General features: G+C 38.3%; 13 protein-coding genes and 2 pseudogenes. 7 read left to right on the forward strand and 8 right to left on the reverse strand.

Going from position 1 to position 14,836, the window contains the following annotated elements:
* Positions 1 to 36: 36 nt before the first annotated feature.
* Entirely contained in the window at positions 37 to 513 is a 477-nt protein-coding gene (locus ACLLO5_RS02185; protein ID WP_413173856.1) for a DUF2059 domain-containing protein, read from the reverse strand.
* 233 nt (positions 514 to 746) lie between these two features.
* Positions 747 to 2,213 (reverse strand): aminotransferase class I/II-fold pyridoxal phosphate-dependent enzyme, encoded by a 1,467-nt coding sequence (locus tag ACLLO5_RS02190; RefSeq protein WP_413173857.1) that lies wholly within the window; start codon positions 2,211 to 2,213, stop codon positions 747 to 749.
* A 97-nt stretch (positions 2,214 to 2,310) separates the two neighbouring features.
* On the opposite strand from ACLLO5_RS02190, the gene ACLLO5_RS02195 reads away from it, so the two are divergent.
* The 5 genes from ACLLO5_RS02195 (at position 2,311) to ychF (ending at position 5,959) form a co-directional block, all read left to right on the forward strand.
* Entirely contained in the window at positions 2,311 to 3,543 is a 1,233-nt protein-coding gene (locus ACLLO5_RS02195) for a DUF262 domain-containing protein (RefSeq protein ID WP_413173858.1), read from the forward strand.
* A 14-nt stretch (positions 3,544 to 3,557) separates the two neighbouring features.
* Entirely contained in the window at positions 3,558 to 4,202 is a 645-nt protein-coding gene (locus tag ACLLO5_RS02200) for a HEPN domain-containing protein (RefSeq protein WP_413173859.1), read from the forward strand.
* Positions 4,203 to 4,238: 36 nt separating this feature from the next.
* Complete coding sequence (locus ACLLO5_RS02205; RefSeq protein ID WP_413173860.1) at positions 4,239 to 4,544, forward strand: hypothetical protein; 306 nt, start codon at positions 4,239 to 4,241, stop codon at positions 4,542 to 4,544.
* A gap of 86 nt (positions 4,545 to 4,630) precedes the next feature.
* Positions 4,631 to 4,828 (forward strand): hypothetical protein, encoded by a 198-nt coding sequence (locus tag ACLLO5_RS02210; protein ID WP_413173861.1) that lies wholly within the window; start codon positions 4,631 to 4,633, stop codon positions 4,826 to 4,828.
* 39 nt (positions 4,829 to 4,867) lie between these two features.
* Positions 4,868 to 5,959 (forward strand): redox-regulated ATPase YchF, encoded by a 1,092-nt coding sequence (ychF, locus tag ACLLO5_RS02215; RefSeq protein ID WP_413173862.1) that lies wholly within the window; start codon positions 4,868 to 4,870, stop codon positions 5,957 to 5,959.
* A gap of 77 nt (positions 5,960 to 6,036) precedes the next feature.
* Here ychF and ACLLO5_RS02220 read toward each other — a convergent pair whose 3' ends face one another.
* Positions 6,037 to 6,939, reverse strand: coding sequence for a hypothetical protein (locus ACLLO5_RS02220; protein WP_413173863.1), 903 nt, complete (start codon positions 6,937 to 6,939; stop codon positions 6,037 to 6,039).
* Between the two features lie 135 nt (positions 6,940 to 7,074).
* Positions 7,075 to 8,250: a DNA double-strand break repair nuclease NurA gene (locus ACLLO5_RS02225; protein ID WP_413173864.1), complete on the reverse strand. Its 1,176-nt coding sequence runs from the start codon at positions 8,248 to 8,250 to the stop codon at positions 7,075 to 7,077.
* Between the two features lie 209 nt (positions 8,251 to 8,459).
* On the opposite strand from ACLLO5_RS02225, the pseudogene ACLLO5_RS02230 reads away from it, so the two are divergent.
* Together ACLLO5_RS02230 and ACLLO5_RS02235 are read left to right on the forward strand one after the other, a co-directional pair.
* Positions 8,460 to 9,236: pseudogene (locus tag ACLLO5_RS02230) on the forward strand (6-pyruvoyl trahydropterin synthase family protein); the annotation flags it as partial.
* A gap of 45 nt (positions 9,237 to 9,281) precedes the next feature.
* Positions 9,282 to 9,725 (forward strand): annotated as a pseudogene (locus tag ACLLO5_RS02235) (6-carboxytetrahydropterin synthase); the annotation flags it as partial.
* Between the two features lie 269 nt (positions 9,726 to 9,994).
* Here ACLLO5_RS02235 and ACLLO5_RS02240 read toward each other — a convergent pair.
* From ACLLO5_RS02240 to ACLLO5_RS02255, 4 genes are all read right to left on the reverse strand, one after another.
* Positions 9,995 to 10,552 (reverse strand): Uma2 family endonuclease, encoded by a 558-nt coding sequence (locus tag ACLLO5_RS02240; RefSeq protein WP_413173865.1) that lies wholly within the window; start codon positions 10,550 to 10,552, stop codon positions 9,995 to 9,997.
* A gap of 9 nt (positions 10,553 to 10,561) precedes the next feature.
* A complete protein-coding gene (locus ACLLO5_RS02245; protein WP_413173866.1) occupies positions 10,562 to 11,524 on the reverse strand; it encodes a PrsW family intramembrane metalloprotease in 963 nt (320 codons plus the stop codon).
* Entirely contained in the window at positions 11,517 to 12,437 is a 921-nt protein-coding gene (locus tag ACLLO5_RS02250; RefSeq protein WP_413173867.1) for a class I SAM-dependent methyltransferase, read from the reverse strand. Before ACLLO5_RS02250 ends, ACLLO5_RS02245 begins: the two co-directional genes overlap by 8 nt.
* 302 nt (positions 12,438 to 12,739) lie before the next feature.
* The gene (locus ACLLO5_RS02255; protein ID WP_413173868.1) at positions 12,740 to 14,410 is read right to left on the reverse strand and encodes a DUF3352 domain-containing protein; all 1,671 of its coding nucleotides are present in this window, start codon (positions 14,408 to 14,410) and stop codon (positions 12,740 to 12,742) included.
* Between the last annotated feature and the right edge of the window lie 426 nt (positions 14,411 to 14,836).

A 14,836-nucleotide genomic window follows, 5' to 3' on the forward strand; every position in this document is an offset into this window, starting at 1 on the left:
TTTATACCCTTTTACTTGATTGTTTTCGTTGATGATTTAAAAATTGCGAATATATCCTTCAGATTTCAATTTTTCTAAGGCTCTTTCGGCTGCGGCTCTCCCATATCTAATCCCAATTTCTGTGGAATCTTGAGTGATTTGAGGAGTTACAGTTAAAGTTTTTTTTCCTATTGGTGTTTCATAAAAGGCAATAATTTCTTTTATTTCTTCATTGGTAAAATATTTATCATACAGAGGAATATACTCCTTTATCATTTCATCTGGGTTGAGTTCAGCAGCAAAAGTATCCCAGAATTTTACTGGTACTTGAGGGTATTCAGATTTCATTGAATTTAACATTTGCGTTAATATCTGTTGAGTCAGATTCCTTGCGCCTGTAATTTCTAATAATTTTTTGATATTATTAATTTTTTCGGTGTCTTTAGGATTAGCAGCAAGTTCCTGGCGATGAGTGGGAACTTCTACCGGAGTTTGAGCCAAAGTTGGCAAACTTACATCTGCTATAAGTGACATTAATACTACTGAAATGAAAAATTTGATCTTCATAAATTTGGCTTTCTAAAAATGTGTGATTTCCCTATCTAACCCAAGTTGCTAGTTACAAAAATGTCAGGATGTAAATGTAAACATTCAACTATTAGTCATCAGCCGTCAGCTTTTTCAGGCTAACGCCAAAAACATCTATTTGATAATTAACCTGTTTATCAAATATTCTGACTCCTGACTTCTTACAAATTAATGATAATTTAGGTTTTGATTACCTTTAAGCTGCGGAGGCTTGTATCCATACAACCAGTAATAAATCCTCCCAAAGACTGAATTTGTAGCAGATATTCTACAGCCGATTTTGTAATAATTTCTCCCGGCATTAATATAGGAATTCCAGGAGGATAGGGGCAAACAATTTCTGCACAAATTCTGTCTTCCGTTATCTCCAAAGGCAATATTTCACTGTTAGCAAAAAAAGCCTCACGGGGAGAAATGCACATATTACGGGTAATTATAGCATCGTTTCTATATTTACATATTTTGTACTGACTTGTCAATTGTGGTATCCGAGCCAAATTTTGCAAGCTTTGTACTAATGCGTTTATATCTGCCCAATTATTACCTAAACTAATAATAAAAGTCAGATTTTGCAGTGATGAAAATTCTGGTGTAACACCCATTTCATTGAGAATATCTTCAGCTTCAAACCCTGTTAAACCTAATTTAGAAACGTTAACGGTTAACCGTGTTTGATCTAAATCAAAAAAGCCCCCCTTAAGAAGGGGGGTTGGGGGGATCTCCAAAACTGATAAACCAGGAATTTGACTAATTTCATTTCTTGCGGCTTCAGCTAGTTGCAAAGTTTGAAACATTAACCATTCCCCATTGATAGCCATTTGTTGACGTGCGGCATCAAGGGAAGCTAAAAGAATAAAACTGGGACTTGTAGATTGAACTAATTGTAAGGATTTATTTAATCTATCAATATCAATTCTATTTCCTTGGATATGCAGCATTGATGCTTGTGTCATTGCACCCAAGGTTTTGTGAATAGATTGCACTGTTAAATCAGCCCCTACGGTTAATGCTGATGCGGGTAAATGAGGATGAAAAGCAAAATGTGCGCCATGTGCTTCATCGACAAGGAGGGGAATATGATATTGATGGGTAATTTGTGCGATCGCACTCAAATCTCCACAAACACCGTCATAAGTAGGGTAAACTACCAGCACTGCTTTAGCATCAGGATGTTTGGCTAAAGTTGTTTTTAAGTCTTCCGGTGTAATACTATGGGCAATATCTAAATCTTTATCATATTCGGGATGAATAAAAATAGGCATTGCACCAGAAAGAATTAAACCAGAAATAACTGAAGAATGCACATTTCTAGGCAAAATGATTTTATCTCCCATACCGCAAGTAGCGAGAATTGCGGCTTCAATTCCACAGGTAGAACCATTAACTAAAAACCAAGTTTTTTCAGCACCAAAAGCAGCAGCAGCTAATTCTTGTGCTGCGAGAATTGCATTTTCAGGAGTAAATAAATTATCTAATTCGGCCAATTCCGTTAAATCAGCGCGAAAAACATTTTTACCTAATAAATCAGTTAAAATTGGGGAAATTCCCGCACCGCGTTTGTGTCCAGGAGTGTAAAATGGTGCATGGGGACGAGAGATGGAGATTTTTAAGGCATCTATGAGGGGGGTTTGGTTTTGATTGAGCATTTTTGGATCAATTTAGCGGTTAGAGCTTTATGTAAAAATTGATAAATTATCGCATATAATTAAGTCATAAACTATATTATGTCCTGATTTAAATCCTATGCAGATTACATTTACGCCAGAAGAAGAAGTAATATTTTTTGAGGAAGAAGAAGAGCAAGAAATTGAGTCTCAATCTCGTAATAAGTTAATTCCCGTATTAGAAGAAATATCGAAAATAGTTGTTTCTGGTAGTGATTGGACAACGGAAACGATCCTTAATCAACTTGTGCGGGATCATATACAGCTAAATCCCCAATTTCAAAGGCGAGATGCTTGGAGTATAACTCGCAAAAGTAGGTTCATAGAATCACTTATAGTTGGATTTCCAGTCCCCCAAATAGTATTAGCTGTTAATCGGCAAGAAAAAGGTAAATTTATCGTTCTTGACGGGAAGCAAAGATTGTTAACTATCCTGCAATTTTATGGTAGGAGTGAAAAAACTAAAAATAATGCTTTTGCTCTAAAAGATTTAGAGTTTAGACGTGATTTAATTGGCAAAAAATATGATGATTTTCAGAATGATGTAATCTTGAGTTCTGATATTAATGCTCTAGACAACCAAACTATTCGGACTATATTAATTCGGAATTGGCATAGCGAAGATTTGCTATATAAAATGTTCCTGCGCTTGAATGTAGAAAGCACTCCATTATCTCCTCAAGAACTCAGACAAGCATTACATCCAGGTGGTTTTATCAATTTCTTAGATGATAAATCAGTTGAAAGTAAGGCTTTACGAAAAATATTAAAATCACCAAATCCTGATTTTCGGATGAGAGATGTCGAGTTGCTGTTGCGTTATGTAGGATTTCATTATTTTTTATCTGAATATAGAGGAAATCTTAAAAAATTTCTTGATATGACTTGTGAAAATCTTAATAAAGATTGGGAAAAAATTGATGATGATGTTAAAAATGCAGTTAATCAATTCGAGGAAGCAGTAGAAACAACTATTAATATATTTGGAGATAACTTTTCTCGTATGTGGTTGGGCAATAAATATCGCAGCCAGTTTAATCGAGCTATTTTAGATGTGATGGTTTTTTACTTTAAAGATGAAACTATAAGGGAATCTGCTCAAAGAAATAAGGAAAAAGTTGAAGAAGCTTTCAAAAGCTTATGTTCATCCAACAGTAACTTTAAAGAAGCTATTGAGGGAACAACCAAAAACATCCGAGAAACTTACAATCGTTTGAGATTGTGGGGTGAAAGTCTATTAGAAGTTTTAGATGTAGAGTTTAACCTACCTGAACTCGTTGATAATCGAATAATTTTTAACGGGTTGAGGTAGGGTATTTATATAATATGCCAAAATCTGCTAGATTTAGGATTTTAACCAGGGAGTTAAATAGGTTAAAAAAGCAATTCTTACCTAAAATTAGTCCTACAGGTTTATATTCTGATAGACAGTTAGTGAAAACTCTCGCATATAGAGTTTTAGCTCATGCTGAAATTGAATCATACCTTGAAGATAGAGTTTGGGAAGCAGTCTTGAATGCCAAAAGAGCTTGGGATAGTACAGGTAAGACCTCTCGCACTCTGATATGTCTACTTGGTTTCTCTTCTTTAACTATGGATAAACCACCAGACACACTCAACAAAACTAGTAGGATAAGTCAAGATGAACATGACAAACGACTGAAAATAAGTAAGAAAATAGATTCAGCTATCAATAATTTTCGGTGGGTTAAGGATAATAATCATGGAGTCAAAGAAGCTAATATTTTGGCATTACTATTACCAATAGGAATAGATAGTAATGATTTAGATCCTGCTTGGCTTGCTACTATGAATACATTTGGGAAAGAACGAGGCATTGTCGCACATACTTCAGCTACATCGTACATGACTGTTCAACCACCAGATCCTGCAAATGAATTAAATACAGTAAAGCAAATTACTCAGGAACTTTTAAGAATAGATCAATTAATAAATAATTTGATGCAATAAAATGTAAAATATTATTACTACAGAAAATCAAACAACATGAACTTAAAAGATATCAAACCAAAACTATTCACCATCATCAAATTTATATCCATACCCCTCATCACCAGCGCCATAGGATTAGAACTATGGAACATCCAAACAGTAACAACTAACAGCCAACTACCAAATATATTAACTCCCGCATTAATACTTGCTCATATTGCCCTATCAGCGCATTTTGTCGAAGGAATCATTGCAGCTTTTTATGCACCTTCTCAAAATCACCAACCCATCAAATATGGAATCTATACATTTTTTGTTGGTACAGTGGGTTTATTAGAATTGTGGGAAAATCGTAAATAACTAAGATTTAGGTATAGCCATTTGGGAAGATGTCAACGGTATAAGTTATCATCTAGCTTGGGAAAGTCGAGTCAATTAGACTTACCATGCTTTATCCCTGTGCTGTCTCCATACCTGAACCGCAAATAACAACTCCTCAACCTAACCCCCTACCTAGTCCCGAACCTCCACCAGAACCAACCATTCCTCCAGCCTTCCCAGAACCAGTACCAGAAACAGTACCAGCACCCATTCCCCAAACAGTACCAGGGCCAATTCCCCAAACCATTCCTCAACCTGTTTGAATTATCCTTATAATTGCAATCAACATCTAAAAATCTACAATGCTAAGAGCCGGAATAGTCGGACTTCCCAACGTCGGAAAATCAACCTTATTTAACGCTGTCGTCGCTAACGCTAAAGCCGAAGCAGCTAACTTCCCATTCTGCACAATTGAACCGAATGTTGGCATTGTCTCAGTACCAGATGACCGGTTAAACGTTCTCGCCAAAATTGCTACTTCTAAACAAATTATACCTGCTCGTGTTGAGTTTGTGGATATTGCCGGCTTGGTGAAAGGTGCAAGTCAAGGAGAAGGACTAGGTAATCAATTTTTATCCCATATCCGCGAAGTTGACGCAATAGTTCATGTTGTGCGTTGTTTTGAAAATGATGATATCATTCACGTCGCCGGTTCTGTAGACCCAGCACGAGATATTGAAATCATTAATTTAGAACTTGGTTTATCAGATTTATCTCAAATTGAAAAACGCATTGACAGAACTCGCAAACAAGCACGCACAAGTAAAGATGCACAATTTGAAATCACTGTGCTGGAAAAATTAGCAGCAGCTTTAAATGAAGGTAAATCTGTACGTCAAGTGAGTTTAAATGAAGAAGAAGCCGCAATTATTAAAGGCTTAGGACTACTCACAAATAAACCAATTATTTACGCTGCTAATGTTTCTGAAGATGACTTAGCAACAGGTAATGATTTTGTTGAAAAAGTGCGACAAGTTGCATCTGCTGAAAATGCTCAAGTTGTGATTGTTTCTGCACAAGTAGAAGCGGAATTAGTTGAATTACCAGAAGCAGATAAAGCTGATTTTCTGGAATCTTTGGGTGTAAAAGAAGGTGGTTTAAAATCTTTAATTCGTGCAACTTACGCGCTTTTAGGTTTGCGGACATATTTTACTTGTGGTCCCCAAGAAACTCGCGCTTGGACTATTCATGCGGGAATGTCTGCACCTCAAGCAGCAGGTGTCATTCACTCTGATTTTGAACGGGGTTTTATTCGCGCAGAAACCGTTGCTTATAATGATTTGGTAACTCATGGTTCGATGAATGGTGCGAAGGAAAAAGGGTTGGTAAGAAGCGAAGGTAAGGAGTACATTGTTCAGGAAGGGGATGTGATGTTATTCCGATTTAATGTTTAGGTAAATGATGTTTTAAACGCAGATTTATGCAGATTTACGCAGATGATTTATCTGTGTTTATCCGCGTCCATCTGCGGTTATTCACCTATCATATAAACAGAAGCACCCATATTTTCATCATCTGTCCCTACTATTACTCCTCCTGCTGCACCAGGTATTATTTCTAAACCTTCAATTTTATGATATTTATCCCTGTAAATAGGGAAAAGTTGCTGATTTGGTCGCCATTCTATTTTGTTACCATTCAAGCTTAAATAACCTGCAACATAAACAGCAGACTGAAATGGACCGTCATTTCCTGCATCATTTGCTGAGGTAATATAAACAATTCCGGCGTTATCTATTTTCAGATCAGAAATATGGCGAACGTTACCATCAGGAAATGGTACTTTAAAGTTAGCTGAATCTATGTTAGTGATTTGATATTTAGTTAAATTTAACTTTCCCCAATAAATTTTTGCTGGTTCTTCTCCTTCTCCACGATGTCCCCAAGTTGCAATTAATTGATTATCAATTTTTTGCAAACAGAAAGATTCAAAGTTGCTATCTTTGGTAATTGCTGGTAAATCAAATTCTTTGAGAATAGAAAGACTTTTTTTGTTAGAGTCTAATTGAAGATGATAAGCTTTACCTTGACTATTTACAGCAATAAACTCTAAGCTTTTGGTATCTGGAATAGATGTCAATCCTTCTAAATCTGTAGGTAGTTTTTTACTTGGCCAATTTAAGGGTAAATATTCAGGTTGATTTTTACCTTGAAGACTAATAATTGCTAAACGGCCTTGATTTGGTTTTTTGTTGTCATGGACAATTAAAAAATCTAGTTTATCGTTTTGCTGATTTATCAAAGCTATCCCACTAATACCAAAGGGAATTCCACCACGCACAGGTATCCAAGTTTGTGCAAGAACCTGTTGAGATATTAATAATAATCCACCCAAAACTACAAGTCTGATTATTAATTTGCAAAATTTCGCCATATTGATTTAATTCAGTAGATTCCTCATCATACCAAACTCAGAAAAGCAGCTTTATACACAAATTTTATCTGCGTGCATCTGCGTTTAATTATTTACAGTAATTGCATATTAATTTTTTGACAATCCAAAATCGTACTACGCAATACTTCCCCTTTTTCTCGCTTCTTTATAGGAAGTTCCGACATTTTTTATACCAGCTTTAATCATTTCTCGTTCCAAAAGGGCAAAGAAATGGCTTCTATCACCACCTTTGACTACAGCCTGGTTATGTGCCTCCGCAATTGCCACGGGATAGCCGTATCCTTTTTGTACTTGTGCCAACATTAAACCTAGTGCTTCGTCAAACATGGCAGTATTTTCTGCTACCCAAGCAGGAACTTCTATCCGAGCAATTTCCGTACCCACATGAACGTAACAAAAATAAATGATTTGGTCGCTGTATAATTCTAAAATTCGGGCATTACTGCGCCATAAGGGACTGCGTTGTCCGGGTTGAAGTTGGGTTGCCCATAGGGATGTATCTCGCAAAGATTCAAAGATTTTACAGGGTACATATTCTAGTTGGTTGGGGCAATAACTGATACAATCTGGGACTGGATGAGGACAGGCTAAAAACCGTAAAAAGTTCATGGCTTCGATGTTGCGGGAGGCGCTAAGATAACCCATGATGGGTATTTGGGCTGTTCGCATTTGTTGCCAGGCTTCAAGAATAGGGGGTAAAATGCGATCGCGTGCATCCATCGGTAATTGGTCTAAAAACCAGTATATTAACGAACCATCTACCATCGCTAAGGCTGGTGCTTCTGTTTTGGCACTGCAAGCTAGTTCTGCTAACACTGTAATTTCTGAAGCAGTACGGCGATAACCCATCCATTCTTCAGTTCTAATCCCCCACTGACGCGACACATACAAATCTTCAGGACGATAAAAAACTTCCGGTAAACTATCTAGAATGGGGTGGCGATTTTGACCATAATGTAAAACTACTCTACCGATATTTAATAAGTAACAATACGCAATTTCATGATGATTAGGAGCAATTTGTGACCCATCTGTAGAGATAACAGTGTGAACTTTAGGGGGAACAGGAATATCAATACAAGTTTGTAGAGGTTCAATGGGTGTAGCATTAGCAAAGAGAATGCGATCGCGCCATTTTTCTTGACGTTCAATTAACTCTTGTTGACACTCCAACGCATTGTTTAAATTTTCCTGTGCCAACTCCAAACGCTGACGACTCGCAGCAGCTTCTAAACTTAAATGTTGACTTAAACCCTGCATTTGCCCTGCTAATTTTCTCAAATCAAGCATAGAGGATTGGGGATTGGTAATTGGTAATTGGTAATTTGTGTTTTAAATAACTGACCACTAACATTGCATTAGTGAAATACTGATCATAGAGAATTGGTATTGTTAACCACTGACCACTGACGACTGACCACTAACAAATAACAACAAATTAGTTTATGCTGTAAATAGTGAAAAATTAAGAAATATTAAAATCTATTTCCAGTGTAACCATGCAGTGTATAGTCAATCGTCGCGCTCAATTTTTAGCTAGTCATCATTATTCGCTACCAGAACTAAGCGAAACCGAGAATTTGGCAAAATTTGGTCGTTCCTCAAAATTTCCCGGACAAGGCCACAATTATACCCTATTCATCTCTCTGACTGGGGAATTAGATGAATATGGTATGGTGCTAAATTTATCTGATGTCAAACAAGTAATTAAGCGAGAAGTTACCGACCAATTAGACTTTTCTTACCTTAATAATATCTGGCCAGAATTTCAAGAAACTCTGTCCACTAATGAAAATATTGCGCGGGTAATTTGGCAACGTTTAGCCCCTCATTTGCCTCTAGTTCGTGTCCAATTGGTTGAACATCCTGGACTGTGGACAGATTATACGGGCAAAGGAAAACAAGCTTCTCTGAGCATCAGAACCCACTTTAGCGCCGCCCATCGTCTAGCACCTAACCTCAGTTCTGAAAAGTATGGTAAATGTACCCGTACCCACGGACACAACTATCATTTAGAAGTAACTGTAGAAGGGGAAATGGACTCACGAACAGGGATGATTATTGATTTAGATGCCCTCAATAGAGTTGTTGAAAATGATGTCGTCAAAATCTTTGATCATTCCTGCGTGAATGAAGACATTCCTTATTTTGCTGAAATCGTCCCGACGACTGAACATCAGGTACTTTACATTAGTAATCTACTCCAACCATCCATTGAGAAATTAGGGGCAAAATTATCTAAAGTTAAGCTATTTGAAAGTCCACAACTGTGGGTAGAATATCAGGGTAATGGAAGAGAAGCCTTCTTCACAGTCCAGAGTGGATTTAGTTCTGCACACAGATTAGCTCATCCTGATTTGAGTTTAGAAAAAAATACAGAGATTTACGGTAAATGCGCTCGTGTGAATGGACACGGACATAACTATCAATTAGAAGTGACAGTGAAGGGTGAAATCGACTCCTGCACAGGTATGATCGTTGATTTAGGTGCTTTAAATCAGTTAATTGCCGATGTAACTGAACCCCTTGATCACGGTTTCTTAAATAGAGATGTTCCCTATTTTGGGGAAGTTGTACCAACAGCAGAAAATATTGCTCTTTATATTAGTAATATGTTGCGATCGCCTATTCAAGAACTAGGAGCAGAACTTTACAAAGTTAAACTAGTGGAAAGCCCCAACAACTCCTGCGAAATCTACTCGGATGACCTAGAATCAACATCTGTCACCACAGAAGTAAATCAACCTGTTTTAGCAACAGTTTAGAAGATTACAGAGGAGTCAGGAGTCAGGAGTCAGGAGTCAGGAGTTCAGGAGTATGGCTAACGCCACGCTATGCCTACGGCACACTACGTGAACGCTATCAGGAGTTCAGGAGTCAGAAGAACGAAGAACGAAGAACGAATTAATTTTTACCCTGCTCCCCCTCTCCTCTGCTCCCCTGCTCCTCTGCTCCTCTGCTCCCCTGCTCCTCTGCTCCTCTGCTCCCCCTCTCCTCTGCTCCTCTGCTCCCCCTCTCCTCTGCTTGTGTACTATTAAAAAAATTTACTCACTACACACTTAAATCCTGGTAATAAAGGACTAGTTAATTCATCTTCACTATATAAAGTTGCTACTAATTTTAATCCAGCTTGTTGACGACGATAAACTTCAACTTTTTTAGCATTTACATCACAAATCCAATATTCTTGAACACCTTGCACCGAATAAAGTTTTAGTTTAGCTTCTCTATCGCGCTGTTCGTTTTTTTCTCCTGGTGACAACACCTCAACCACTAATTCTGGTGCGCCTGTGAAGTGTCCAGCTTCATCTAATAATCTTTCTAAAGATTCATGACTAGCCCAGACTACATCGGGAATCACATTATCAGCATCCGAGAAAATAATTCCTGGTGCAACACCTACCTTACCTAAACCTGTTTCATCTGACCAATTGCCGATAAATCTAGCTATATTAGCACAGCTAGACTGATGATTCCAATGAGGTGATCTTGTCACAAATAACTCTCCATCAATAATCTCATAGCGATTTCTGTTATCACCAGCAAATAACGCTAAATCAGAAGTAGTCCAACGTACTGAAGTTGCTTGCATAACCATCTCCTAGTATTTAGCTAACCTAAAAAAATGCCGTCGAATGGCTAAATATCTTAAATAGCGATAAATTAACCAAGCCAAAAATCCCAAACCAAGAATTAGTAATATTTCTCCTAGTATAAACCAAAGAATATCCGTCTTCAACAAATACTCCACCCGTAAAGGATTAATTTTTCTGACTAATATCAACAACTTCAAAATAGCATTACCTCCCAATACAAGAGCCAGTAAAACTAAACCCCTTTGGCAATAACGAGCTAGAGGTTTGTTACCAGAAATTAACACCAGAGAACGTTTACCCTGTAATCTTCTTAATAATTGTTCTAACCGCCAAAACATCCACAACATCAATGGAAATAAACCATAACCAAGAAAATGTATGGGACGAGGAAAACCCCAAGCAGCAGATAAAGTATTCACCAGAGCATGAAAAAAAACAGCATTTAGCCAAGTCGTAAAAATCAAAATTCTGTCTCTATTCAACCGTCTTGTAGAAGCAAAATATCTTCCCAGTGCATACCCCCAAGGTGCAGAGAACATAGCATGAACTGGTGTACCAATAATCCGTTCTAAAGGTAATGCTTGATCATGAAATAAATAAATCCAATTTTCTTCCGCCGTAAACCCCAAAGCCACTGCTATGGTAAACACAAAAACTGTAGTAGCGCGAAATTTATACCTGCGTTGTAGAAAAAATAGAGGAATAATTACCCCTATAAACTTACAACCTTCCTCAATAGGAGCTATTACTAATATTTGCCGTAAAGCTGCACCAAAAAAAGAACGCTGTATCTCTTGCCAATGTCCAACCCACTCTAAACCGAGAGCAGCAAAACCTGATACAGCGCCAATAATGAAGAAAACAAATACATTGAATAAAGACGGGGCAGCAGGAGTGCGGCGGTAATAAAACAGCAGCAACAACAGAGGTGGAATAACCGCCCAAAGCAGCAGAAATATATTAGTCACTCACCTGAGCAATGATAGTGCGATGACGGGGACTATTGCTAGTAATGGCAGGAGTTTGAAAACCTGCCTCAACTAAGGTTTGCTCAATATTTAAAGTGAAATATTCATCTAGATAAGGTTCTGTACTTTTGAGCAAAGTAAAAATATATTTAGGCATTTTTTTGTAAACTTCCGATTTGGGATTCATGTCCATAATTGCTAAGTGACCACCTGGACGTAAAACTCGTCTGGCTTCAGCAAAAATCTTTCGCGTTGCTGATTGGGGTAATTCATGACACATCAAAAAAATAGAAACTAAATCAAAGGCAGCATCTGGCATACCTGTAGATTCAGCCGCAGCATGAACCCAATTAATTTTAGCTTGATGTTGTTGGGAACGATAATTAGCGACAGCTAAGAAATATGGAGATAAGTCTAAACCTGTAATATTGGCATCGGGGTAAACTTCTTGGAGAGCAAAGGTACTCATACCCACACTACACCCCAAATCTAAAATATCTTTTGGTGGTTGGGAAATAGAACTGGTGAGAATATTATGGTAACTTTGGCGCAGTTTGGCATCACCTTGAGCTTCTGCATCTTGCCAAATTTTAGCGTGGACAGCATGAGCGGCAGACTCTACTTCAAATGCTGCTTGCCAACTCAGATTACCGGTTTCATAGGCATGGAATGAGGTAACGTAATAATCTGGGTAGGTTAGCTGAGGATTTTGTACTTGAGCTAAATCATTTGTCCAATCTCGCGCTTGCAGTTTTTCTGCTTCTTTTGTCCAATACACGCCAATTTTCTCAGCGCGTTTAATCATCATTTGTCTGGCTTGGTGTTTGGCTAGGTTTGCTAAAGGCTTGATGGCCAAAATACCATTTACCATTCGGGAAGCAAAGTCAGGAGTAGTTTTGAGAGCAGTAGTCATAAATGTTAGTTGTGTTTAACAGCCTTTTTTTACTTATGACATATTTGCTGGAGTTGAGTCTAGAGAAAGGTGACAGGTGACAGGTGACAGGTGACAGGTGACAGTTAAGAGGGAATAGGAGTTCAGGAGTATGGCTAACGCCACGCTTCGCTATCAGGAATAAGAAAGAAGTTATTTTTCCCCTGCTCCCCTGCTCCCCTGCTCCCCTGCTCCCCTGCTCCCCTGCTCCTCTGCTGCCCTGCTCCCCTGCTCCCCTGCTCCTCTGCTGCCCTGCTCCCCTGCTCCCTATCTCCCCTGCTTCTTTACTTGGCTGTACTTGATTTCAGAGCTAACAACATTTCCATCTGACTGGTGGATTGATCGGGGCTATTGACTGTCACACCCAAACCACGAATGGATGATAGAACCGCATTAGCTTCCGGGGGAAGAGGTTGACCTTGTGTGGCTAAACGAGTAATCAACGAAGAGGTGTTTTCTAAATCTAAGTAGAAATAACCACCGTTGGGTTTTTGTAAGGAACTCGTTACGGCTTTAAATGTGTCCGTATTATCGAGGGGTTGACCTTTTTTGTCTGCTAGTGCTTCACCAACTGGTCCACCAATAGCTAGAAATACGGTATCCTGATCTAGCCAACCATGTGCTATGAAAGCGCCTTGTTGGGGAATTTGCCATTCGGTGATATTTTTACCACCAATGGTTCTTTTGGTGATGTTGAGTGATTGTTTCTTGGCTAAGTCATCTAGTTTAGTGAAGGTGGCTTCCGCTGTTTTGCGATCGCTAGTGTCAAATACCATCGCTCCCCCAAAACCAACATTGGCTAACCATCCTTGACTGGATTTCACCGCACCCAAGGCAAATTCTTGATCCATCCAACCAAAAATTTCTTTATCCAAATCCAGATTGACCGCTTGTTTTAGTTGTCCCCGTACTTGTTCTACACCTTGCTTAATTTCTGGATAATCTTTTGACTGTTCCAGGAACGTTTGCCAGCTACGATTGATGTTCTGTCCGGTGACTAAAGCAAAAGTGTCACTGGGAAATTGTCCCACTATCTTAGCCGGAGTATTTTGATATTGAAATTTGTTCAATTGTGGATCTAAGTTCACTACTGCTTTCATTCTCACTCCCGCATCATCCACACCCACAGCCGCTACCATGGATTTTACTTGCTTGAGTTGTGCCAATGTTTGTGGGGGCAAGGGTCTAGCCTGGGGATTAAAAGCTGTTAACTGTTGTGCCATATTGGCGTAATCAGGCACATAAATTTGAGCAAGGCTGTTTTTAACATCCACACCTTTAGCTAAAATACTACTTGCGCCTTCTTTGTTGGCAAAGGATGGCTCACCTTTATAGGTATCAATAGCTTTTTCTACAGCTTGTTTTTCTGGTGCTAACAGTATACGAGTGTTGTTCAAAACAACTACATAAGTGGATTTGCTCTTGCTTGTACTAGCAATAATTTTCTCACCTTTGTATTCTGATTCTTGAATTTGTACGTTTTTTTGCTCCTTCAATTTAGTCGCAAATTTCAAGGCATTGAGTTTATCTTTTATACCTACTACCAACAAAATATTTGGCTCTGGCTGTACTGGAATTGGGGGAGTGGATGGATTAGGTAGAGGAGGATTTGGTGGTAGCACAGCAATCATAACTCCACCAATCCAAGGTTTTATGTCCGTTTCATAAACAATATTGCTATCACTTAATAGCTGTTTGTTGATATCCTGTAAGCCTTTGGTTACTAGTTGTTGTGCTTGTGGAGTTCCAAATTGCTGTAACTTACTCCAAGATTGAGAATCTGTGTTAATATAAGTCGCCATCAAGGCGTTAGCAGGTACTACTTTAGCACTTCCCAGAGGACTGGAAACATCTCCAGAGGGCGCTTTAAAATATACATAAGCAGCTATCCCACCTGCAACGACTATAGCAGTGCTAATAACAGGGACTAAAAATTTAGATTTACTTTCGGGCATTGTTATTATCCTTTTTTGTTTTGATCAAATTATTATCAGGGAGCTAGAACTGCAATAGCTAAATTTTTGGATTTTGATCACCTATTTATCCTCATTCAGCGGTTTTTACTGATAAAATTAGTATTTCTACACACTAATAGTTTTTAGTGACTCCAAAAAAGACTTCACTGGAACAAAGAGTAAATCCGCAAATGGTATCTTAAGTTGATATCCAAAAAAGAGTGGGATTCTCAGCCACAAGTTATTCTAAGCTAGAGTAATAATTGCTAGTATTTGTGCCTAACGGCACGCTACGCGAACACAGTGTGGTGTAAGAAGTTCTTGTGTTAATCATGCAAAAGCGCAAAATATCAGATTACATCAAGACATGGAAACTTGGGAGCAAAATGAGAAGATTGAGTTAAATCATTCCATCCTTGAAAAATC

It is taken from the genome of Anabaena azotica SJ-1 (genome assembly GCF_047275885.1).
Lineage (GTDB): Bacteria > Cyanobacteriota > Cyanobacteriia > Cyanobacteriales > Nostocaceae > Trichormus_B > Trichormus_B azotica_A.